This window comes from Nostoc sp. (genome assembly GCF_036916655.1).
Classification (GTDB): Bacteria; Cyanobacteriota; Cyanobacteriia; order Cyanobacteriales; family Nostocaceae; genus Nostoc.
Window position 1 is genome coordinate 124,610 of record NZ_JBALFY010000010.1, and the last position, 22,871, is coordinate 147,480.

The window sequence follows — 22,871 nt, forward strand, 5'->3', positions numbered from 1 at the left end:
ATTGTGATGGTTTTGATAGTTGCACATACCAGCTATTGAATGAGATAGCTACGCCAAATTGATTGAGTATTTTTACTACCTTTTTCTGGAAGCAGCAATCGCCAGGTTTTACCTTCTTGCTGAATTTGCAGGTAAACATCAAAGGGTTTTTGTGGTTGCGTCAAGCTTCGTTTTGGTAACTTAACAATCAAGTCATAAGTTCCCCGAACGTGGAAAGCTGGTAAATTTTCAATCGTCAGTGGTTGTTCCTGGGTAATTGATAGCCGCTTGATTTCAAATCCTTGAAAATCTAAATCCAACTGTTGGCTAAGTTTTTGTTGAGTTTGTTCTAGCCCAAGTGCGATCGCTTTTTGCACTAACTCGCTAGTTGGTAGCAGTCCAATACTGCCACAAGCTGTTACTAACACTAGCAATATTGCTGTCAAAACTAACCGCACCATGTTATTCCTGAGATTCCCCTTATCAGCGATAGTATAACTGTAGATTCTCTTAATTTTCTCATCTACCATGCCAAAACAGTCTATAGGTCTTGATAACCAACTCTACAATTATCTTTTATCCGTTTCGCTGCGGGAACCAGAGATTCTTAGGAAGTTGCGCCAAGAAACTGCCAATCATCCCCGGAGTGGAATGCAGATTTCACCAGAACAAGGGCAGTTTATGAGACTTCTGGTACAGTTAATTGGAGCGAAAAAAACCCTGGAAGTTGGAGTGTTTACAGGTTATAGCTCACTTTCTGTTGCTTTGACACTACCAGATGATGGGAAAATCATTGCTGCGGATGTAAGTGAAGAATTTACTGCGATCGCCCGCCGATATTGGCAAGAAGCTGGGGTTGCCGATAAAATCGATTTGCGATTAGCACCAGGTTTAGAGACTTTAGATCAGTTATTGGCAACTGGGCAAGCCGAGACATTTGATTTTGCTTTTATTGATGCCGATAAAGAAAATTATGATGGATATTATGAGCGATCGCTGCAATTAGTCCGTCCAGGTGGATTGATTGCGATTGACAATGTTTTATGGTCAGGAAAAGTTGCTGATGAGCAAATTCAAGATGAAAGCACCCAAGCACTCCGGGCGCTCAACAAAAAGTTACATCATGACGAACGGATAACACTCTCCCTTGTCCCCATCGCCGATGGACTTACTTTAGCCATCAAGCGACCTTAGAGTGCTGAGTGCTGAGTAAGAAAAAGAGTACTCAGCACTGAGTATGGTAAAAGGAGTTGGGAAATCTTGAGGGGTAGATGTTGGGTTTCACTACGTTCCACCCAACAAAAATAGTCGTAGACCTTTAGGGGATAAACCAGTTCTGCACTTGAAAAGGGGGTAAAAGCTGGTTAGAAGCAGGTTTTTTTCAGGATTTTGCGTAAATAAGCTGCTAGCCAATGTTTTGTGTCCATAGTCCAATATAATACGGTAAATCAATAAACTTATCGGGCATTGCCGTAGGTTTACTGAAATCTAATATTTATTGATCCCTGAAAGCAGAGTAATAATGTTGACTAAGTTCTCTCCAACCCAACTGTTAGGTATGGCTTTTGCCTTCCTCCAGAGGTTCCAACAACGAAGAATCCGCACTTTTTCCATACTATTTGCAGTAGGACTTGGCTTAACTTTAGCTCTCTCTGCTTGTTCTCCAAGTGCAAGCGACAACTCTAACTCTGGCACTGGCACACCGCAGACAACCCAAACCCCCACCCCTAGTCCAGCAGCTAGCGGTATTACAGTTCGCATCGGCTATCAGAAAGCCTCAACTGTCCTCTATGCGCTCAAGGGAAGAGGGGAATTAGAGAAAGCTTTCGCGGCTTCAGGATCTTCCGTAACTTGGTCGGAATTTCCGGCTGGCCCCCCAATGCTAGAGGCATTGAATGCAGGCAGTATTGATTTTGGCTATACCGGAGAATCACCACCTATATTTGCTCAAGCTGGGGGTATTCCTTTGGTTTATGTTGCCTACGACCCCTGGAGTCCCAAAGCTGAAGCCATTCTAGTACATAAGAATTCACCTATTAAAAGTGTAGCTGAACTCAAGGGCAAAAAAGTTGCCTTTGCCAAAGGTTCTAATGCTAACTACCTATTAGTGAAGGCGCTGGAAAAAGCAGGGATACAATACAGTGACATCAAGCCAGCAACTTTGCCCCCAGCCGATGCTCGTGCTGCTTTTGAGGGAAATAATGTTGATGCTTGGGCAATTTGGGACCCTTACTTAGCCGCAGCAGAAGCAGCAACAGGCGCACGTACTTTAGTAAATGCGACGGGATTAGCCCCCAATCGTGGTTATTATTTGGCTGCAAAATCTTTTGTTGATACCAAGCCGGATGCTTTGAAAGTAGTTCTGGATGGAGTCAAGAAAGTTAGTGACTGGGCAAAGAATAATCCTAGTGAAGTTGCTAAGTTTCTTTCCCCAGCTTTGGGTATAGATGCTCCTGTGTTGGAAACAGCAGAAAAGCGGCGTGAGTATGATGTACTTCCGCTCACTGATGAAGTGATTACTAAACAACAAGAAGTTGCAGATACCTTCTACAAAATTAAATTGATTCCAAAAGAAATCAAAGTTAAGGAAATTGTTTGGCAAGGCAAGTAAATAATTCGTAATTTGTAATTCGTAATTCGTAATTTACAAATTACGAATTACGGTGAATAATAATCATGGATAAGTAAGTATATACAACTAGATTTAATTTTTTCAAGAGTGATTTATTGCTCGATATAAGGTTTTAAAAGGCTATAAATCAAAGTCAGTCATTAAACATTTGTTTCTAGTATCAATACTGTGTTAGAACTTTACAGCTATTATCGTTCAACAGCTTCATACAGAGTCAGGATTGCACTAGAGTTAAAAAAAATCTCTTATTTGTATAGAAGTGTCTCAAAACTACGAAAAGGTGAGCCTGAATTTGTAGATGAGTATCGCAAAATCAACCCTCAAAAATTAGTTCCAACTCTCATCGATGGTCAGGCTATCATCACTCAATCATTAGCTATTATTGAGTATCTGGAAGAACGTTATCCGCAACCAGCACTTTTACCATTAGATACTTTAGCACGAGCTTATACACGACAAATTGCGCTTTTAATCGGCTGTGATATTCATCCCTTGAGCATCATGAGAGTTCGTAAATATCTGACCTCAGCAATAGGTTTAAATCAGGCGGATAAAATGAATTGGTATCACCACTGGCTAGGAGAAGGCTTAAATGCACTCGAAGATATTCTGGCTAACAGTAAATTGTGTGGCAGTTTTTGTTATGGTGATGAGCCAACGATCGCAGATGTATTCCTTGCACCTCAAGTATATAATGCCGAGCGATTTAAATATTCTTTAGATCCATATCCAACTATTCGTAAAATTCACCAATCGTGTATTTGTCATCCAGCCTTTATTGCTGCACAACCACATTTGCAACCAGACGCTTCTGAATACAGCCCTGAAGATGAATATTAAAATTAACTTATGAAATACTTGCTATGGAATATTGATAATACACTAAAGATTATTCACCACTGATGAACTCTAAAATTTATTATGCCTTTGTTAGGTCAGAAAAATCGATTTATCAGTAAGCTTAATCGCCGAGATTTAAATGCTAGCCAGTTAAGTTTGCTAATTATATCTAGCATTTTTTTATTTCTAGGAACTACTGGTGGCGTGGCGCAAGTCAGAACAGCACATAAGTCAGGGTTCACACTGCAACTTTTACATACTTCCGACCAAGAAGCCGGTGTCCCCGCGCTGAAGGATGCACCGAACTTTTCGGCGGTGTTGAATGCACTCAAAAATCAAGATGCTAATGGTGACGGGAAACCTGATTATCCGAATACCTTAATTCTTTCATCTGGAGATACCTATATTCCCAGTCCCTTCTTATTTGCCAGTGACACAGTTTTTGGTGGTCAGGGACGAGGAGATATTTTAATTCTAAATGCTCTTGGTTTTAGTGCGATCGCCTTTGGCAATCACGAATTTGACTTGGGTACGGGTGTTGTTGCTGACTTAATCCGCGCTAAAGAAGATTACCCAGGTACAAAATTTCCCTATCTCAGCACGAATCTCGATTTCAGCACTGATAAAGACCTGGCAAAATTAGTTACTGCTGATGGACAAGAAGCAAGTAAAATTCCGAATAAAATTGCCCATAACACCATTATTACCGTCAATGGTGAAAAAATTGCTGTAGTTGGGGCGACAACTCCCACACTGCGAACTATTTCTTCTCCCGGCGGTGTGACGGTGTTACCCAAAGAGTTTAATGACCGTAATGCCGCAGACATCGCCGCCTTAGCTGCTGAAATTCAAACTTCTGTTGATACACTGCTAACAAAAAACCCAGAAATTAATAAAGTTATTTTATTGGCACACATGCAGCAAATTGCCATTGAGCAAAAGCTAGCAGAATTACTCAAGGGAGTAGATATCATTGTTGCTGGTGGTTCTAATACCTTACTAGCCGACAAAACAGACCGTCTTCGAGTGGGTGATAAATCTGCTGGAACTTACCCAATCATCAAAAAAGCAGCAGATGGGAATCCGATAGCGATAGTTAATACCGATGGAAACTATCGCTATGTTGGTCGTCTAGTAGTTAACTTTGATGCTAATGGAGTGATTATTCCTCAGAGTATTGACCCCAAAATCAGCGGTGCTTATGCGACTGACTCCCAAGGAGTCGCGGCTGTAGGCGGGAAACCCGACCCCAAAATTGTCGCCATTACAGAAGCACTCAAAAAAGTGATTATTGCCCAAGATGGCCAAATTTTTGGGAAAACCAACGTTTTTCTCAATGGCTGGCGGGGTGATGTCCGCACCCAAGAAACGAATTTAGGAAATTTGACAGCCGAAGCTAATTTAGCGATCGCTAAACGATACGATCCTAAAACTGTCATTTCCATTAAAAACGGCGGTAGTATCCGTGACAATATCGGTATATATACCTTTCCCCAAGGTTCGACTCGCTCACAAGATGTTATCAAACTACCACCCCAAGCAAATCCTGTGGCAGGCAAGAAAGAAAAAGAAATTTCCCAACTTGATATCACCAATGCTTTACGATTTAACAATGGCTTGACTTTAGTTACTCTGAATGCTGTGGAATTGCTGACAGTAATTGAACACAGCGTTGCAGCCATAGCACCAGGTTCTACCCCTGGCAGTTTTCCCCAAGTAGCGGGATTAGCCTTTAGCTTTGACCCAAACTTGCCAGCAGGTAAGCGTGTCAAATCCCTTGCTATCAAAGATGGGAAAGGCAAAATTATTGATGTAGTAGTTAAAAATGCAGAGTTAGTGGGCGATCCTAATCGGGTTTTCCGCACTGTTACCCTCAACTTTCTAGCAAGTGGTGGTGATGGCTATCCTTTTCCTAAAAGAGAACGAGTTGATTTGACATCAAAGGATGCTGATAAGAGTAAACGCACAGGTTTAGCCACCTTTGCTGCTGATGGTTCTGAGCAAGATGCCTTAGCAGAATATCTAGCTGCTAAGTTTAAGCAGATTCCCTTTGCTCAAGAGGATGTACCACCGGCTGAAGATACTCGCATTCAAAATCTCAAATTCCGTAAAGATGGGGTGTTTTAGGGATTGGGGATTGGGGATTATGAAATTTCTTGCCCAGTCCCTAATACAGTTCAGAATGAGCAACAAAACACTTGTAGAGACGGCGATAAATCGCCGTCTCGAAAACCCAAAATTGTTGCCAGTCGCCCTTAACCCAAGCGTATTGCCCCAGTCCCTAGTAAAGAGTCTGAGAGCGCCCATTATATCAAGTCCGGCTAATTAGTTATGATTCCCGAATCTATCAAAAACCCTTCCCCTCTGCCCCCCTGCTCCTCTGCTGCTTTAATGATAAGTCTTTAACCGGACATGATATTACTTGCCCTCAAGTTTGGTCAAAGTTGATTTCGGGCTTTGAGTTGCAGATATCGCTCAACTAACTGATCGGCAATTTGATTTGCTGGTGCATCTAGTACCAATACACCTTTTTGTTTTAGTTGGGCATAAGCCACTTGTCGTTGCATTAATAAATCTAGTGATACTGCACGGGCATAAGCACCTGTAACATCATCGGTGAAGGTGTTTGCTAGACGATCAACTTGCGGATCTCGCAGAGTAACGCAAAAGGGGAGATAGCGGGGCGCTAGTTTGGAGAGTGCGGCTAGGAGTTCTGTAGAGGCGGTGACATCAACTAAATCGGTAATCACTACTACCAGCGCTCTGCGAGTTTGTCGCTGTAAAACGTTTGTCACTGCCCCTAAGTAATCAGATTCCAAAAACACTGGTTGAATGGGAGTTAGGCGATCAATTAGCTGATTCAGATGATGTTGACCGCGTTCTGGGGGAATCCACGTATGCATCTGGCGGTCGAATACACCAACACCCACGCGATCGCCTCGATGTAAACCTGCCAAAGCTAAGGATAAAGTTGCATTTAAACCCCAGTCAAATCGCTGCAAACTCTGCACTTTTGCTGTCATTAACCGTCCGCGATCAAGTAATATCAGTAATGTTTGTTCCTGTTCTGGTTCTAGAACTCTCACCAGTGGCATAGCATTACCATAAGCGCCAACCCGACGGGCAGTAGCTTTCCAATCAATAAACCGCAAATCGTCACCAGTGCGATAGTTTCGCAATTCGGCAAACTCTGTACCAATACCAGTTTTGCGAGATTGGCGCATTGATCCCGATGATTGCAGTGTCAGACGAATTGTGAGCGATCGCAATCCGACTAAATCAGGATAAACTTTCACTGGCAGACTTTGAGGGATTTGCCAATCATCCCAAGCTAATCCCCAAATCCCCAACTGTCGAACTTGGATATTCCCCCAAGGAAACTCTCCGCGCTGTGTTGGATGTACGGTATACGTCAATTCCTCCGTGCTGTTACTGGGAATAATCGCATTTAGTGTAGGTGCAGAAACGCCAAATCCTGTTGGATAATAGTCGCAGATTTCAATTTGGGCGTTGGTATTTGGCGATGTCACCTTCAGCACCACGGGATTATCCCGCCCAATGGATAACCGTGATGGCAACTCGCGGGTAATTTGCACACGAGAACGCCGCATCTGTAAACCATCTACAACCATCAGTCCGAGAACGATGGCATCAAATAGCACAGTGATGGCGATGGCTGCTCTAACGTTCAGAAATAAGGATAGGATCGGAGCGATCGCTATACCCAAAACCAATAATAAATAAACTCGTTTGGAAGGAACCATTTTTTAAAGCGAGAAGATAAGTTAAAGCGGGAATAAGACAGAAATTATATGAAAGTTTACGAAATTCAAAGCAACGCCGGAATTGATGCCCTAGCGTTAGGCGATCGCCCCCAACCAAAACCCGCAGCTGGACAAGTTCTCATTCAAATCAAAGCAATATCCTTAAATTACCGCGATCTGCTTGTTATTGAAGGATCTTACGGTACTCGACAGAAATATCCGTTAATTCCGGTATCTGACGGTGCAGGGGAAGTGGTGGCGGTGGGAGAAGGTGTGACACGGGTAAAAATAGGCGATCGCGTGGCTGGTATTTTCTTCCAAGACTGGATTTATGGCTCTTTAACTAAAGAGAAAATGAAATCCGATCTCGGAGGCGGGATCGATGGAATGCTGGCTGAGTATGTTGTATTACACCAAGATGGTTTAGTGATATTACCTGAATACTTATCCTATATTGAAGGTGCAACTTTACCTTGTGCAGCAGTTACAGCTTGGCACGCACTAGTGACAAAAGGCAATATTGGCGCAGGTGATAGTATTTTATTACTCGGTACTGGAGGAGTTTCAATTTTTGCTCTCCAGTTTGCGAAGATACATGGTGCGAGAGCGATTATTACTTCCAGCAGCGATGAAAAGTTGGCACGGGCGAAACAACTTGGTGCTGACGAGACAATCAACTATAAAACAACACCAGATTGGGAAAAGCAAGTTTATCAATTAACCAATCGTACAGGTGTAGATCATGTAGTCGAGGTAGGCGGTGCAGGTACTCTACCAAAATCGCTACAAGCAGTCCGCATTGGGGGACGTATTAGTTTGATTGGTGTATTGTCAGGCAGAGGAAATGAGATTGACCCCATGCCAATACTTTTTAAGAGTTTAACAGTTCAGGGAATTTATGTTGGCAGTCGCGAAATGTTTGAGGCGATGAATCAGGCGATGCAACAACATCAAATCAAACCGATTATTGATCGAGTTTTCCCCTTCACTGAGGCACGAGAGGCTTATCATTACCTCAAAAGCGCGGCTCACTTTGGAAAAGTCGTAATGACGCTCGCGGACTCGCTAACGCTACGCTAACGTAATTTGTAGTAGGGAACTCCAAGAAATAAATTATCCAATATTGTGGGGTGGGCATCTTGCCCGCCCTATGGACTGGGCGGGCGAGACGCCCACCCCACAAGAAGTAATTGGATATTTTTATTTGGAAGTCCCTAAACAGCAGCGAGAGTAGGCGCAGCGAATTTAGCATACCGCTCGATGTAGAATTCCTTAGAATGAGCGATCGCTTTCACTGATTCACGCTCTTTCAAAGCCCGTTTCCACTGACGTACACGGGTGAATTGCTCTGGGATTCCAAAGCCACGATACTGCTTGAGTGCAGCCCAGCGCTCAAACCAGGGGAAGTAGGTGAAATCGACCAAACTGATGGATTCACCAAACCAGTAGGGGCCTTCTTTTGATAGCTTTGCTAAACCTTCGTTTTCAATGAATTCCAGGTGTTTGTATAGTTCCTGTTTAGCTTCTTCTTGTTTTTGGGGATCAGAACTCCGCAACAGGGTAGAAAAAGCGGGAACGAACCTGGTGTTGGCAAAATCGATCCAGATGCGAGCTTGTGCCTTAGCAATAGGGTTGCTGGGTAACAGTGGTGGATTGGGAAATACCTCATCGAGATATTCGTTAATTACCGCAGACTCCCAAACTCGGTTATCGCCATGAGCGATCGCAGGAACTTTACCATAGGGGGAAACTTTGGTAAACCCTTCCGGCTTATTCTGCAAATCAATCTCAATCAAATCAAAGTCGATGCCTTTCTCTTGGAGTACCAAGCGGGTACGGTGAGCATAAGGACAAACAACTGCACTGTATACTTTAATTTCAGCCATGTTTAAGTACCTTGGTAAATAGGACTTGTTAATCGCCATTGGGAATTGAATTTTCATCCAAAATCCCAAATCTTAAATTGTTAGTGTCACAAAATCCTTTTTGAGGCGTGTGTAGCGTGAAAAATTCTTGACACTAACCAAACTTTAAAACTGGAGTAATACTCAAATAACCCAAAATTGTTGGTAAGGATAGGGGGTAAAGAATAGGTAATAGGGATTAATTATTTCCTCCTCTGCTCCCCTGCCCCCCTGCCTTCCCCTAAAGCCAGGGCACTTCTTCAGGTGCATACCGGAAGGCGCGAAAAACTGTATTTTGTTCCCCACTAGTTACGGGCGACTTCTCACCAGGAATATTTCTAACTGCAAAGTGGGGATTGATATATTCCCAAACAATTTCACCTGTAACTGTCACCTCGAAAATTCGACCATAAGCACCTTCTGTAATCAAGGTATTGCCATTGGCTAAACGTTGCGCTCCTGATATGTAAGAGCTAAAGAAATTTTGGGGCGGGTTGTCCTTGTATTCCCAAACTATCTCTTTGGTTTGGCGGTTCACCTCAATTACACGGGAGAAATTGAGAGCGATGTTACGACGATGTGCGCCATTGTCGAAAATCAAGATATTACCGTTAGCGAGTTCGTTCGGGAAGTGCTGCTGTGCTAGCACATCATCACCCAACGTCCAGATGATTTCTCCGGTTTTGCGATCGATAATGACAACTGTGGAGATATTGCGAAAGCTGACTATAATGTTGCCATCCGCGAGTTCACCCACAGTATTCCCATGAGTCCATTCATGTCGATGATCTTGGGGTGTAATCGTAAATATATCTGGATCGAGGTGTTCGTGAGCGTGCCAAGTCCAAACAATTTCGCCTCCTGGAGTCACCTCATAAAGCACATCAGCATATATCTCACCATTTGGTTCTGTACCTGCTACACCGCCTTTGATCCGGGGAACTAACGACTGAGGTATCTTTTCAATGGCGAGTATTATTGTGTTGCCATTGGCTAGTCTGCGTCCATCATGATGATGATCTGGATGCTTATATTCCCAGATAATATTTCCTTTGGGATCTGCTTCTAAAACAACGCCACTTTTGAATGCAGCCCACAAAGCAAAACGTAGTGGTTCTTCTGGTGGAGTCTTACCGTTATAAAAAAGGTTGCCATTGGGCAAGAGATAACCATATAACCCTGGTGGATAAGGCAGATTCCACTGGTGTACTACTTCTCCTTCTAGATTTAGGAGGTAGACTTCACCTTGGCCTGTTAGAGGTGTGAAAAGTGTGTATCCTTTGAATACTTTTTCGGGATTGTAAGCCTTTAAACCAGTACCCCGACGACGAATAGTATTTTGATCAACTGATGTTGCTGTAAAAGTCATATTTTACCTAATATCTAGTTTTGAATCTAAGAACTCGGACAGAGTGCATCACGCACTTCTACTCGTTTCTGAACAATTCCCTGTTTGTATATCCAATCAGCAGCACTCTGTAAATCAGCAATTACTTTTGGTTCTAAGGGAAGTACTCCATCAACAGGCCGGCGTTCAAATGTACGCTTTACAACTTCAGGCTGTAATCCTGATACTTTTTGGTATACTTTTTGATTCTCCTGGGGATTTTTATTTAGCCATTCAGCTTCTTTAGCAAGAATTGCAATAACTTCCCTAATCGCCTGAGATTTTTCTTTTAGTGCATCCCTATCCACCATATAAAGGGAGTAATGGGGGACTTGTGCAGGCAAAGGAATTTGGCGGGCATTGTATTTGAGTTCAGCAGTAGCAACCCAAGGGTCCCAAACTGTCCAAGCATCGACGTGATGAGATGCCCAAGCGGGTAAGGCTTCATCGGGTTTCATGTAAACGCGACTTACTTTCTCTTTGGGAATATTTTCTTTTTCTAATAGTTTCAATAGCAAATGTTCGCTGATTCCGCCTCGATTCACAATGACTTTTTTACCAATCAAATCATCGAATTTCCGAATGGGTGAATCGGCATGAACTACAATGCCTTCTGAGTTGCGATTAGCCGGTCGGTAGGCAATGATGCAAGCATTAATCCCACCAGATAAAGCAGATAAACCAGCAATATCACCGCCTGCTCCTAAATCAGAACTTTTAGCATTGATTGTTTCTAATACAGGTGCAAATGATGGGAATGTACCAACCCACTCAATTTTTATATTTTTGGGAGTGAGTTCACGCTCTAAAGTGCCGCGTTCTTTTGCGATCGCAGACAAACTTCCTTTAATATAACCAATGCGAACTACTGTCTGTTTTTCAGTTGCAGAATTTTGTGCTGTTGAGGAAGTTTGACTCTGGTCACTCACAGGTTTTACTGTGGAATTAGCAGAGTTCGTTGGGCTACATCCAGAAACCATCAAACTCAAGCTAGATTGCGTTACCAATAACCAGATGAGTGCTTTGGTTGAACCCTGTTGACCAACTCGAAGCAAACTTTTTAAGCTACACCGCAAATAAGAATTTTTAAATTTACTCGTCAATGATTTATTGCTCCATAAAACTAAGATAATTCCAGACAAACTGGAAATTGATTAATGAGAGCCAGAGGCTCAGGAAGGCGTTACCAAGCTGGAGCCTGGTAACGAGGCAAAACTCCTCAGGCTTGCGCCGTTTATAAGTTAGTTCGGTAATTCACCACTCATCACTCATTACTCATCACTCATTACTCATTACTCATTACTCATTACTCACCACTCCTACGGTGCCGGGTTTGGTGACTGAGCATGAACTATATCCAACTCTTCCAAAATGTCTTTGTTGAGAACTACATCCACACTTTCCAGATTCTCTTTGAGTTGTTCTAGTGTGGTAGCACCAATAATTGTGCTAGGCACAAACCAACGACTCCGCACGAATGCCAAAGCTAGATGTACTGGACTAAGTTGATAGCGCTTGGCAATTTCCACATAAGCTTCTACTGCTTGACTGACTTTTGGTTTCAAATAGCGCTGACCAAAATTTTCAAACAACGTAACTCTTGCTTTCTCTGGTTTGCCATTTAGGTATTTGCCAGTCAAGTAGCCAAATGCTAAAGGACTATAAGCTAGTAACCCAATTTCTTCGTGATAGACTGCTTCTGCTAAGGCTCCGTCAAATACTCGATTTAGCAAGTTGTAAGCATTTTGAATCGAAACAACTTTGGGCAATCCTAATTGTTTAGCAGCATTACTAAATTGGGCAACTCCCCAAGGGGTTTCATTACTCAAACCAAGATAGCGAATTTTCCCTGCTTTAATTACATCATCAAAAACTGCTAGCTGTTCAGTTATGGGAACAGTTTTTTCCACCTGAGTCGGATCGAATACCGTTTGCCCAAACCGTGGCACGTAGCGATCTGGCCAATGAATTTGGTACAGATCGATATAGTCGGTCTGTAATCTTTTTAGACTATCATCTACAGCTTGTTTGATATTATCACGATCAATTGCTTTGGCTCCACCACGTACCCATTTAAAGCCTCGTCCAGGGCCAGCAATTTTAGTAGCTATAATAAGTTGCTCTCTTTGTTGACGTTTTAACCATTCCCCGATGTAAGTTTCAGTTAAGCCATAAGTTTCAGCACTTGTTGGCACAGGGTACATCTCTGCCGCATCAATAAAATTGACTCCTTGGGCAATAGAATAATCTAGCTGCTCGTGGGCTTCTTCGATAGTATTTTGCTGTCCATAAGTCATTGTGCCCAGACAAATTTCGGAAACCTTTAAGTCACTTTTGCCAAGTTGGTTATACTTCATATTCTTGTATTAGTCTTAGGTCAGAAACGCGGTTTTTAGATAATCTATCACACAAGCTTGACTCTAAAAGATTTTCCTGTTTAATATAATTTTGATGCAGTAAATTCTCTATTTTTTATAATTGCTTGTAAAACTCATCGATAACATTTGTCCGCTAAAAAATAGACGATATTTTCTGGAATTGAAATACTGTAAAGTTTGCATTACACTCATTTTGAGTCGATGTTCATCATAGAGCTTTCGTCATACAACTCTTTTGTCTCAAAACTACAGTCGTCTGGCAATAAACCAATAAAAAACTATCAGCAAAATCTTTATGTGCTAATACTACGTTAAATTGATACACAGCAAGTATTTAATGGACGTAGTGAACCGCCAGATAAGTAATCTAGCTTGGAGTGATAAAAAATCTGAAATTGTAGTAAAAAATACTTGCTTTTATTGAGTTTTTGTGAGTTCGACTTTTTCAGTCTAAGCATATACTCCGACAAATGGACTGACTTACCGTAGTATACCAAAAAGTCTTCAGATTCTTCTAAAATTAAAACTTAATAAATATTGAAAAGGATATGAGGCTTCGGTAGACGATCCGATACAAGCCGAAAGACTTAGACGAGTTAGCTTCTTTGTGAGTTTATTTGGACTCAAACAAGTCATTACTCCTTAATCATTAGTACCAATGACCAATGACCAATGACTAATGACCAATGACTAATTTTATTTTTTCTTAATTTCACTACTAAAAAAACCTTTGGAAAGAACCGTGATATAAAATATACTAAGAATAAATACAGAGAACAACCAAGTAGTTCTCTGCAATTACTCATTTTTTCATATAAAGGAGCGAATTATGGAATATCTTGCTTATTCCCACATGTTTATTGCTCAAGAAGAGGCATCTGGAAACCCTAAGTATAATCTTCCTAAACCTCAATTCAATTGGAAAAAACTACTTAAATCTTCGGCTTGGTTAGCTTTAGCTGGTGTTGGTGTATTACTTGGTGCTGTCAGCCAAATTCAAATGAGTTCGGCTGCTTATGTAAAAACTAACGGCAGTTGTTTACGTATCCGTACAGGCCCAAGTACTAACTACTCTTATGTGGATTGTGTATCAAATGGGGCGACACTTCCAGAGATTGAAAGGTATGAAAACGGTTTTGCTAGGCTTTCTACGGGTAGATACGTTTTTGCCCGATGGATTGGTGATAAACCTAACAACCCTCCTGTGACTAAACCTGGTGGTGTTGGTGGTTCGGTGATTCTTACCCCTGGTTCTAAAGGTCAGCTGGTCAGAGATGTTCAAACAGCTTTAGGTAATCTCACAGTTGATGGAATTTATGGTCAAGAAACTGTTAGCCGAGTCAGAAGCTTTCAGCAAAGTAAAGGTCTACTGGTAGATGGTGTTGTGGGGCCCGAAACTCGATCTGCTTTGGGTATTTAGCCAGAAGCTATCTTTGAAAAATCTCCTTTCCAAGTTCTACCTGTTTTCTGGCGCAATCGAGAGAAATCATAAATCAGGAACTTAAATCAAAACTTCGCACCGTCTCGCCCGTCCTCAAGCGGGCAAGATGACCTCACTAGACAAAAACTGGTAAAAATGAAAAACCGGGATCAAAACTGATTTTATACACCATACAAAACAGAAATTTTGCACTTTGTTTAATCTATAAGTTCCTAAGTTGATGTTTCTGATGAAATACCCAAGTAATTTTGCACAATCTGCAAAATGCGCTCTGCGGCATGACCATCTCCAAAGGGATTGATTGCATTTGCCATCGCTTCATAGGCATCTGAGTCACTGAGTAACTCGCTAGCAGCCGCAAAAATATTCTCACTTGTAGTGCCTACAAGTTTGGCTGTACCAGCTGTAACAGCCTCCGGTCTTTCGGTAGTGTCTCTCAAAACCAGTACTGGTTTTCCCAAACTGGGGGCTTCTTCTTGCAAGCCACCAGAGTCAGTCAGTAAAAGATGCGATCGCCCAATTGCTGCCACCAATTCACCATAATCTAGAGGTTCTGTCAAGAAAATTCGGGGATGATTCCCTAAAAGTTCCTGCAATGGGACTCGCACAGTGGGATTGCGGTGCAATGGTAAAAGCAAAGCTGTATCAGGAAACTTGTTTAAAATTTGTAAAAAGCCCTCTGCGATCGCTTCGAGAGGTTCTCCCCAATTCTCCCGCCGATGCACTGTTGCTAACAGAACCCGATATGATTCCCAGTCTAAACCTGGCACATTACAAACTACTTGGGTTGCCGCCACATTCAACAAGGCATCAATTACCGTGTTACCCGTCATGTGAATTTCACCCAAAACACCAGAACAATGCAAATTTTCCACAGCCCAAGGAGTCGGCGCAAAGTGCAACTGAGTAATTTGAGAAATCAACCGCCGATTAGCTTCTTCTGGGTAAGGATTGAATATATCATCAGTCCTTAACCCTGCTTCTACATGACCAACAGGGATTTTTTGATAAAAAGCTGCCAAAGCTGCCGCAAAAGCCGTGGTAGTATCCCCCTGCACGATTACTAAATCTGGCTTTTCCACCTTAAATAATGCTTCTAACCCTTGTAAACTCCGGCAGGTAATATCATTCAGAGATTGCTGAACCTGCATAATTTCCAAGTTATAATCTGACTTGATATTAAACAGTTGCATAACTTGCTCGACCATCTCCCGATGCTGTCCAGTTAGAATTACTTGCAACTTAAAACCTGAATACTTCTGGAAAACCTGAATCACCGGAGCTAGTTTGATCGCTTCTGGGCGAGTACCTAAGATAATGCAAACGCGTTTTTGATTAGTCATTAGTTATTGGTCGTGTGTAATTTGCCAATGGTTATAGTCAATGGTCTTTGCTCAATAGTCAAGAGTGGGCGGTCAATCATCACACAAACCATAAATATAAAATCATAAATCACACAAGATACAAAAAAACCCGGCTTCACCGGGCAAATGCACTATTTATTAAAAGCGGTGGGAAACACCATCCCGCAAATCGGTGGAGAGGGATAGCCGCCCCGCCGCTTTAGTGATTGGGCATTGGTCATTGGCACTAATGAAAGCGAGTTCGACTAGTCATATCATGTCCACCCAAAAGACCTCTCCCTGGTTTTACTACGCAAAACCTGTCCCTCTCCGAGTCGGAGAGGGACAGACTTGAACTTTAGTTCAAGGCAGGGAGAGGTCTGTCGAACTCACGTTAATGACTATATTCTTGATCTCACAAATGAAAAAACCCGGCTTAACCGGGCAGACGCACTGTTTGTCAATTCACTTGTAATAACTATTTGATCTCACAAGTTAGAGGGCAAGCAGCATAAACAGTAGTCTGCGTTTGGTCTGCCTCTCCATGCAGCCAGCTTAACCATTTAACTTCACTAGGATGAACTCCTTTAACAGTTAGCACACCCGCAGCCAATACAACTGCCATGACATTAAACATGATTAAAGCGCCTGCTACCAGCAAAACCGCACTAACAGGCATCACCGATTGCAAGATAATCGACAACAGACATCCGACCGTAGCCATTAAAACAACTAGTGGAAAACCCACAACCAACAAGCATACTGCTAATGTAAAAGTCCATATTAAAAAGCTTTTAATCATCAACAAGGAGTAGGTCTTTCCTAGATTAGAGCTTTGAGCAGAAACCATGACTTTTCCTCCCAAAATACAGAGCATATTTTAATTTCAGTCATATCTCGCTTTTTGCAAGTAAAACTGAATTCTTTCAGTGAAATTCAGTATATAAAAACTAATGGGAAAAATGAGCATTTGTTTACTAAAGTTTACAGTTAATTTTTTGTAATTATGGATATAAACTCAATTTTCTATCTATTTAAAAAACTTGTTTACTGCATCTATCTTGAGATATATAACCTAAAAGCTCACACCTTTTAACCTTGATCCCCACGATATCGCTTCTATTCAACTTAACATTTCTTATAAAAATTAGCAGTAGTTCTCATAATTCCTAAATGGGCTGAATAAATGATCTGCCAGTATTTGTGCTGTTAATTGCTGGCAATTCGTGTCCATACCTAAAATAAATTTCTCATCTAAATCCTAATAAAATTCACCTTAAAACTTAAGTATTAAAAATTACTTTTAAATCAATGTATATTTGCTGAGGTGTTTTGAGTCCTTGCGTGTGTTAAACCAGGTTAGATAAGTTAAATAATTTATCTAAATTTTCTGAGTAGTAGAATCTCAGGAAAAAAAGATACCAATTGAGGTGGATTAAATGGATTGACCGTGGTTCTAGAGTTTCAATCGTCTTACATCACTGCTAAAGCTTGCAGACAAGCATTTTTCAAAAGTCATCAAAGCAAGTGACTTGACTTCTCGTTAATTCAACTTTTTAATTGCCAAATGTGAAGATATATGACAGAATCACAGTCTCCATTAGCTACTAACTCTGCTCCCGGACGTAACCTGCCACCAATGCCGCCGCCACCACCGCCAACCCCAACCGTTAGTACGCCGCGGCAGATGACACAAACACTAGATATGTCAAGTAACCCGCCTGTTGCAGGTCATCGTCCGGGTAGTCCACCACCAATACCGACTTCAGTTCGCCCTCAGAACAGTAAGGGGCCAACTTTAGAAAAGTTAATTAGGGAAGCTTACGACCAGGGATATTCTGACCTTCACTTAGGAGTAGGTGAAGTACCACGCTTTCGCAGCCGAGGAGAAATTCAATCAATGGATTATCCCGAAACAGATAAAGAAGCTTTTATGAATTGGCTGCGGGAGGTGATGAGTGAGGCGGAAATTCAGCGCTTTGAAGAACACTTAGAATTTGACGGAGCAACTCAATATGATTTTGCTCGCGTGCGGATTAATGTTTTTGGTACTCTTAGAGGGCCTGCAATGGTGTTGCGGTTAATTCCGCTAAAAATCTTAACTATGGAACAGTTGAATTTACCTCCAATCTTTCGGGATATTTGTCATCACCATAAAGGTTTAATTTTGGTAACTGGGCCCACTGGTTCTGGAAAGTCCACCACAATGGCAGCGATGGTTGACTACATCAATAAGGAGATGGCCAAGCATATCATCACCATTGAAGACCCGATAGAATTTATCCATCAAAGCCGCAAGTCTTTAGTCAAACAGCGGGAAGTGGGAATGCATACTCGGAAATTTGACAACGCTTTGAAAGCAGCTTTGCGGGAAGACCCAGATTTGATTCTGGTAGGGGAAATGCGGGATAAGGAAACAGTTAACACCGCCCTAAAAGCTGCTCAAACAGGTCACTTGGTCATGGGAACCCTGCACACCAATAGCGCTGTTAAAACCATTGAGCGGATTCTTAACCTCTACTCTGGTGACGAACAGGATGCAATGCGGGTGGCAATTTCTGAGTCTTTAGTGTCAGTAATTGCTCAAGGTTTGTGTCGTACAACTGATGGTAAGCGGGCTGCTTTCCACGATGTGCTGATCAATACCGAGGCTATTAAAGAATGGATTAAAGACGGTAAGTATGATGAAATTGGCGAGTTGATGAAACAAGCTAGCTTTGATGGCATGATTACGATGAATCAGTCGTTGCTCAATCTCTATCAAAACGGCCGCATCACTGAAGAAACGGCTTTAGAAATGTCGCCAACTCCTAACGAAATGGCGCAGTTTCTCCGAGGTCGGGTTTAGGATTGGGGAATTGGGGATTGGGGATTGGGGATTGGGGACTGGGGACTGGGGATTGGTCAATATTTAGTAGTCAGTAATTTTCCCTCATCTCCCTCATCTTCACTTCTGTAGAAAATGTACTCGCGATCGCAGATTCATCACCCTCATCTTCACCCAGTCCCTAGTCCCTAGTACCCAATTCCAAATATCTTTGCGATCCTGGTTGCGGTTATAGCTAAGGTAAAAGGTAAAAGAGAGAATTTTTTACTTTTAGCTTCCTAACCTCTGTGAATAACTTGACGACAAATAAACTATCTACACCCCAGTTGTTTAAAGGCATTGCCCTATTTACACCTGGAGGAGATTTAATTTACTGCATCGACCCTAGCAAGCAGGGTCGATGGCATTTGCATTTGTGTTCGGCTTTGCAAGAAATTCTAGATTTGCCAGAGCCGCCGCATTTTTTAGTGCCTTGTTATACTGCAACTATTGACAACTGGTTAGATCCGCGCACTCAGCAAGTGCGAACTTTTGCTGAAGCTTATCCGGCTGTAATTAGACATCAAGCTTTACTTAATGCCATTTTTGGCACAGGGGAGTTAGTATGGCAAGCAGCTCCCTGGCAAGAGGGGTTGTGCGATCGCATGGTGTTAACAACTTATCGTTCCTCATTCCCGCAGCTTTGGGAAGATCACGATTTAATTGTTCGCCTAGACCTTTCTGAACCTGTGCCAAAATACCACCAACCAGTTATAGTCCAAAAAAAAGAAGCGATCGCACAAGGCTATGTTCTCCGCTTGTTTGTCGCCGGACATAGCAGTACTACTGAACGCATCCTTCAGAATTTACATGAATTATTAGAGCGATCGCTCGGACATCCTTATACTCTGAAGGTGATTGATGTTTTAAGTCATCCAGAACAAGCAGAACTCAATCAGGTTTCTGCAACTCCTACCCTTGTCAAGGTTTGGCCTCACCCAATTCGGCGCATCGTTGGAGAGTTGGATCATGTAGAAAAGATTTTACAAATGCTAGCTGCTAAGGAAACATTTTAAATAATCGACTAATTTTCTTGCCAAATGCGCGAATGGGTGGGTGTTGGAGAAGGGGTAACAACAAAAATGGCTAGATCGTCGTATATACAAGGATTTCAGGGCTATATCATCTTTAAACCATCCGCGCACCTTATGTAGACTGACTTTCAGCTATTTACATCTAGCACAATTACCACTCCTTATGTTATGATTTCTACATTCGCGCTATTGAACCTTGAAAACCAAATAACACAAAGCTCTCAGAGGCCAGCGATTGCAATCAACTAAAATCCCTATTAGGGATTGAAACTTTTCTCCAGTGGTGGAAAACTCCATTAACAAATGATTGCAATCAACTAAAATCCCTATTAGGGATTGAAACTTTTCTTATTTGTAGTTAATGACAAGCTACCGGTAAAATTGCAATCAACTAAAATCCCTATTAGGGATTGAAACCATACTAGAGACAAAAATGTTGCTGCGTAGGCATCAATTGCAATCAACTAAGTAGGTAGGTGAGAAAATTTATAACTATGTCATTGCGAACGTAACGAAGTGGAGTGAAGCAATCACAAAGTTTTCACCGCTTTTACTTTTCGTTACATAGTTGTATTTATTTGTGCCTGCCTACTTAAAATCCCTATTAGAGATTGAAACTCACAAAATCAATTCAACGAGATTATTATGCTTATGGATTGCAATCAACATTAGTAGAGATTGAAACGAAGTATCATAGGGATTTGATCTACTGATTATTTAGTATAAAAGAATACAAATTTTTGCAACACAGGTCATTTCACATCCAGATTGAGGGCTGTGATATTATGGGAGACTGCTACATACATTTAGAAAAACTAGAAACTGAATCGATCATGGCCCTCACGCAACTGCGGAAACAAGAAATAATTTCCACCTACCAAGTTCACGAAACCGACACTGGCTCGGCCGATGTCCAAGTTGCCATGCTCACTGAGCGCATTAACCGCCTCAGCGAACATCTCCAGGCAAATAAAAAAGACCATTCTTCCCGTCGAGGATTGTTGAAGCTAATTGGTCAGCGCAAGCGTCTTCTAGCTTATATATCGCAGGAAAGCCGGGAAAAGTATCAAGCTTTGATTGCTCGCCTTGGTATTCGTGGATAGGACTATCGCTTATGTCTGCTGAAGAATCTGAACGCAGTCGCTTGCCCTTTGAACCAAACAAAAAGCGCCAAAAACCCGCAAAAACTCAAAGTAAACCAGCAGCACAGCCAAAAGAATCTGCTAAACAGGCTGATAGAAAAGCGCCTTACACCAAACAAGAGATGGCAATTCCCCAAGTAGTCAGCCAGCGGATGATTCGACGGGTTGCTGGATTTTGTGGTGTACCAACAGCTTTGGGCATTAGCGCTCTGGTAGTCAGCTATCTGCTTGCTATCTACTCCGACATCAAACTACCTCCCATCGCCGTGTTATTGGTGAATATGGGATTATTTGGTTTGGGGGTCTTAGGGATAACTTATGGCGTTCTCTCTGCCTCTTGGGATGAAGAAAAAGTTGGAAGTTTGCTGGGTTTTGGTGAATTCAACACCAATTGGGGACGAATGGCGCAAGCTTGGCGCGAAACTCGGCAAAAAAACTCATAAACGAACGGCGCTCAGGAATTAAGTAACTGCGGTATTGGGTAAATGAAAAAGTGAATGTTGAAGTTGAAATTTTATCAAGAAAGAATTCAGGAGTCAGGAGCCAGAATTCAGAATCAATTATTGGCGAGTCCGAATCCTCGACTAATTTGATTCTGACTCCTGAATTCTGAGTCCTGAGTTCTTTTTTAAAACCTCAACATTGCCAATTAAAATTATAAAATCTTTTTTATACCCAATATTAAGTTATTTATTAGTGAAAATACTGACTGAGCGCCACATTTATTGACTTATTTTGTAAACAAATTTTATTTTTAACTACTCGTAATTAGCCAATAGGCAACAATAAAGTTATCCCATTTACAGAAAATTTTACTTAATTAGGAACTTTAATATGATTATAGTAATGAAAAGTGGTTCCCCAGAGGCGGAAATAAACCGCATTGATGAGGAACTAACTAGCTGGGGGCTAACTCCAGAAAAAATTGTTGGTCAACACAAAGTAGTTATTGGTCTAGTAGGTGAAACCGCCAACTTAGATCCATTACAAGTTCAGGAAGTTAGCCCCTGGATTGAGCAGGTATTGCGGGTTGAGCAACCTTACAAACGAGCCAGCCGCCAGTACCGCCACGGTGAAGCTTCGGAAGTAGTGGTTAATACTCCCAATAGAGCGGTAGTATTTGGCGAACATCAGCCTTTGGTAGTTGTGGCTGGCCCCTGCTCAGTAGAAAATGAAGAAATGATTGTGGAGACAGCGCGGCGCGTCAAGGCTGCTGGAGCCGCATTTTTACGTGGAGGGGCATACAAACCCCGGACTTCACCTTACGCCTTCCAAGGACACGGTGAGAGTGCTTTGGATTTATTAGCAAAGGCGCGGGAAGTCAGCGGACTAGGTATTATTACAGAAGTAATGGATGCTGCTGACCTGGATAAAATAGCAGAAGTTGCTGACGTGATTCAGGTGGGGGCAAGGAATATGCAGAATTTCTCCTTGCTCAAAAAAGTGGGAGCGCAGCCGAAACCAGTTCTTTTAAAGCGGGGAATGGCGGCTACGATTGAAGATTGGTTGATGGCGGCTGAGTATGTTTTGGCATCTGGCAATCCCAATGTAATTTTGTGTGAACGGGGAATACGCACCTTTGACCGCCAGTATACGCGAAATACACTGGATTTATCAGTAGTGCCAGTGTTGCGAAAGCTGACTCACCTACCAATTATGATCGACCCTAGTCACGGCGTAGGTTGGTCTGAGTTTGTGCCTTCAATGGCAATGGCTGCGATCGCAGCTGGTACAGATTCCCTGATGATAGAGGTTCACCCCAACCCTGCCAAAGCTCTATCTGATGGGCCCCAATCTCTGACACCAGACCGTTTCGATAACTTGATGCAAGAATTAGCAGTCATTGGCAAGGCTGTCGGACGTTGGCAGCAACCAGCAGTCGCTCTAGCTTAAAATTTAGTTGCAACCTCTTGATATAGCAATTTTGAATCATCTGTAAGAAAAAAGATCCCCGACTTCTGGAAGAAGTCGGGGATCTTTAGGGTTGTAATTCTTACAAATCAAAGAGGATTGCTATACGCATAAATAAACTAACGTGAGTTCGACAAACCTCTCCCTGCCTTAAACTAAAGTTCAAGTCTGTCTCTTTCCGACTCGGAGAAGGACAGGGTTTGCGTAGTAAAACCAGAGAGAGGTCTTTTGGGTGGACATGATATGACCA

Annotated in this window: 19 protein-coding genes; 11 read left to right on the forward strand and 8 right to left on the reverse strand. The window is 42.1% G+C overall.

All coding sequences use genetic code 11. The annotated features are described in order from the left end of the window. Window positions 1-32 precede the first annotated feature (32 nt). Window positions 33-440, reverse strand: a complete 408-nt coding sequence (locus V7L31_RS02395; protein ID WP_292843089.1) for a hypothetical protein — start codon at window positions 438-440, stop codon at window positions 33-35. Window positions 441-507: 67 nt separating this feature from the next. Between V7L31_RS02395 and V7L31_RS02400 the strand changes: the two genes are divergently transcribed. The 4 genes from V7L31_RS02400 (at window position 508) to V7L31_RS02415 (ending at window position 5,578) form a co-directional block, all read left to right on the forward strand. Then, on the forward strand, window positions 508-1,173 hold the full coding sequence (locus V7L31_RS02400; protein ID WP_334694770.1) for a class I SAM-dependent methyltransferase: 666 nt from the start codon (window positions 508-510) through the stop codon (window positions 1,171-1,173). Between the two features lie 328 nt (window positions 1,174-1,501). Next, complete coding sequence (locus V7L31_RS02405; protein ID WP_334694771.1) at window positions 1,502-2,590, forward strand: sulfonate ABC transporter substrate-binding protein; 1,089 nt, start codon at window positions 1,502-1,504, stop codon at window positions 2,588-2,590. Window positions 2,591-2,779: 189 nt separating this feature from the next. Next, on the forward strand, window positions 2,780-3,451 hold the full coding sequence (maiA, locus tag V7L31_RS02410) for a maleylacetoacetate isomerase (RefSeq protein ID WP_334694772.1): 672 nt from the start codon (window positions 2,780-2,782) through the stop codon (window positions 3,449-3,451). Between the two features lie 81 nt (window positions 3,452-3,532). After that, window positions 3,533-5,578: a bifunctional metallophosphatase/5'-nucleotidase gene (locus V7L31_RS02415; protein ID WP_334694773.1), complete on the forward strand. Its 2,046-nt coding sequence runs from the start codon at window positions 3,533-3,535 to the stop codon at window positions 5,576-5,578. 311 nt (window positions 5,579-5,889) lie between these two features. Here V7L31_RS02415 and V7L31_RS02420 read toward each other — a convergent pair whose 3' ends face one another. Continuing rightward, window positions 5,890-7,215 (reverse strand): DUF58 domain-containing protein, encoded by a 1,326-nt coding sequence (locus V7L31_RS02420; protein ID WP_334694774.1) that lies wholly within the window; start codon window positions 7,213-7,215, stop codon window positions 5,890-5,892. Between the two features lie 48 nt (window positions 7,216-7,263). Between V7L31_RS02420 and V7L31_RS02425 the strand changes: the two genes are divergently transcribed. Continuing rightward, a complete protein-coding gene (locus V7L31_RS02425; RefSeq protein WP_334694775.1) occupies window positions 7,264-8,295 on the forward strand; it encodes a zinc-dependent alcohol dehydrogenase family protein in 1,032 nt (343 codons plus the stop codon). Between the two features lie 134 nt (window positions 8,296-8,429). Here V7L31_RS02425 and V7L31_RS02430 read toward each other — a convergent pair whose 3' ends face one another. The 4 genes from V7L31_RS02430 to V7L31_RS02445 all read right to left on the reverse strand — a co-directional run bounded on the left by V7L31_RS02430 (window position 8,430) and on the right by V7L31_RS02445 (window position 12,863). Then, window positions 8,430-9,101, reverse strand: a complete 672-nt coding sequence (locus tag V7L31_RS02430) for a glutathione S-transferase family protein (RefSeq protein ID WP_334694776.1) — start codon at window positions 9,099-9,101, stop codon at window positions 8,430-8,432. A 259-nt stretch (window positions 9,102-9,360) separates the two neighbouring features. After that, complete coding sequence (locus V7L31_RS02435; protein ID WP_334694777.1) at window positions 9,361-10,488, reverse strand: aryl-sulfate sulfotransferase; 1,128 nt, start codon at window positions 10,486-10,488, stop codon at window positions 9,361-9,363. A 26-nt stretch (window positions 10,489-10,514) separates the two neighbouring features. Continuing rightward, window positions 10,515-11,609: an aliphatic sulfonate ABC transporter substrate-binding protein gene (locus V7L31_RS02440; RefSeq protein WP_334694778.1), complete on the reverse strand. Its 1,095-nt coding sequence runs from the start codon at window positions 11,607-11,609 to the stop codon at window positions 10,515-10,517. A 216-nt stretch (window positions 11,610-11,825) separates the two neighbouring features. Further along, window positions 11,826-12,863: an NADP(H)-dependent aldo-keto reductase gene (locus tag V7L31_RS02445; RefSeq protein WP_334694779.1), complete on the reverse strand. Its 1,038-nt coding sequence runs from the start codon at window positions 12,861-12,863 to the stop codon at window positions 11,826-11,828. Between the two features lie 850 nt (window positions 12,864-13,713). Here V7L31_RS02445 and V7L31_RS02450 point away from each other — a divergent pair. After that, entirely contained in the window at window positions 13,714-14,304 is a 591-nt protein-coding gene (locus V7L31_RS02450) for a peptidoglycan-binding domain-containing protein (RefSeq protein ID WP_179066178.1), read from the forward strand. A 233-nt stretch (window positions 14,305-14,537) separates the two neighbouring features. Here the strand turns inward: V7L31_RS02450 and wecB are convergent, their stop codons facing one another. Then, on the reverse strand, window positions 14,538-15,668 hold the full coding sequence (wecB, locus tag V7L31_RS02455; protein WP_334694780.1) for a non-hydrolyzing UDP-N-acetylglucosamine 2-epimerase: 1,131 nt from the start codon (window positions 15,666-15,668) through the stop codon (window positions 14,538-14,540). A gap of 478 nt (window positions 15,669-16,146) precedes the next feature. Beyond that, window positions 16,147-16,518, reverse strand: coding sequence for a hypothetical protein (locus tag V7L31_RS02460; protein ID WP_292844585.1), 372 nt, complete (start codon window positions 16,516-16,518; stop codon window positions 16,147-16,149). A gap of 729 nt (window positions 16,519-17,247) precedes the next feature. Here V7L31_RS02460 and V7L31_RS02465 point away from each other — a divergent pair. From V7L31_RS02465 to aroF, 5 genes are all read left to right on the forward strand, one after another. Further along, on the forward strand, window positions 17,248-18,516 hold the full coding sequence (locus V7L31_RS02465; protein ID WP_334694781.1) for a type IV pilus twitching motility protein PilT: 1,269 nt from the start codon (window positions 17,248-17,250) through the stop codon (window positions 18,514-18,516). A 266-nt stretch (window positions 18,517-18,782) separates the two neighbouring features. Next, the gene (locus V7L31_RS02470; RefSeq protein ID WP_179066174.1) at window positions 18,783-19,550 is read left to right on the forward strand and encodes a circadian clock KaiB family protein; all 768 of its coding nucleotides are present in this window, start codon (window positions 18,783-18,785) and stop codon (window positions 19,548-19,550) included. A gap of 851 nt (window positions 19,551-20,401) precedes the next feature. Next, window positions 20,402-20,671, forward strand: a complete 270-nt coding sequence (gene rpsO, locus V7L31_RS02475; protein ID WP_094343580.1) for a 30S ribosomal protein S15 — start codon at window positions 20,402-20,404, stop codon at window positions 20,669-20,671. 11 nt (window positions 20,672-20,682) lie between these two features. Next, window positions 20,683-21,153, forward strand: a complete 471-nt coding sequence (locus tag V7L31_RS02480) for a PAM68 family protein (protein WP_334694782.1) — start codon at window positions 20,683-20,685, stop codon at window positions 21,151-21,153. 391 nt (window positions 21,154-21,544) lie between these two features. Beyond that, window positions 21,545-22,603: a 3-deoxy-7-phosphoheptulonate synthase gene (gene aroF / locus V7L31_RS02485; RefSeq protein ID WP_334694783.1), complete on the forward strand. Its 1,059-nt coding sequence runs from the start codon at window positions 21,545-21,547 to the stop codon at window positions 22,601-22,603. The last annotated feature ends 268 nt before the right edge of the window (window positions 22,604-22,871 follow it).

Bases quoted from the DNA above. Each gene is read 5' to 3' on its own strand.
- V7L31_RS02395 (WP_292843089.1), bottom strand. From the start codon at position 440: ATGGTGCGGTTAGTTTTGACAGCAATATTGCTAGTGTTAGTAACAGCT.
- V7L31_RS02400 (WP_334694770.1), top strand. From the start codon at position 508: ATGCCAAAACAGTCTATAGGTCTTGATAACCAACTCTACAATTATCTT.
- V7L31_RS02405 (WP_334694771.1), top strand. From the start codon at position 1,502: ATGTTGACTAAGTTCTCTCCAACCCAACTGTTAGGTATGGCTTTTGCC.
- V7L31_RS02415 (WP_334694773.1), top strand. From the start codon at position 3,533: ATGCCTTTGTTAGGTCAGAAAAATCGATTTATCAGTAAGCTTAATCGC.
- V7L31_RS02420 (WP_334694774.1), bottom strand. From the start codon at position 7,215: ATGGTTCCTTCCAAACGAGTTTATTTATTATTGGTTTTGGGTATAGCG.
- V7L31_RS02425 (WP_334694775.1), top strand. From the start codon at position 7,264: ATGAAAGTTTACGAAATTCAAAGCAACGCCGGAATTGATGCCCTAGCG.
- V7L31_RS02430 (WP_334694776.1), bottom strand. From the start codon at position 9,101: ATGGCTGAAATTAAAGTATACAGTGCAGTTGTTTGTCCTTATGCTCAC.
- V7L31_RS02435 (WP_334694777.1), bottom strand. From the start codon at position 10,488: ATGACTTTTACAGCAACATCAGTTGATCAAAATACTATTCGTCGTCGG.
- V7L31_RS02445 (WP_334694779.1), bottom strand. From the start codon at position 12,863: ATGAAGTATAACCAACTTGGCAAAAGTGACTTAAAGGTTTCCGAAATT.
- V7L31_RS02450 (WP_179066178.1), top strand. From the start codon at position 13,714: ATGGAATATCTTGCTTATTCCCACATGTTTATTGCTCAAGAAGAGGCA.
- wecB (WP_334694780.1), bottom strand. From the start codon at position 15,668: ATGACTAATCAAAAACGCGTTTGCATTATCTTAGGTACTCGCCCAGAA.
- V7L31_RS02460 (WP_292844585.1), bottom strand. From the start codon at position 16,518: ATGGTTTCTGCTCAAAGCTCTAATCTAGGAAAGACCTACTCCTTGTTG.
- V7L31_RS02465 (WP_334694781.1), top strand. From the start codon at position 17,248: ATGACAGAATCACAGTCTCCATTAGCTACTAACTCTGCTCCCGGACGT.
- rpsO (WP_094343580.1), top strand. From the start codon at position 20,402: ATGGCCCTCACGCAACTGCGGAAACAAGAAATAATTTCCACCTACCAA.
- V7L31_RS02480 (WP_334694782.1), top strand. From the start codon at position 20,683: ATGTCTGCTGAAGAATCTGAACGCAGTCGCTTGCCCTTTGAACCAAAC.
- aroF (WP_334694783.1), top strand. From the start codon at position 21,545: ATGATTATAGTAATGAAAAGTGGTTCCCCAGAGGCGGAAATAAACCGC.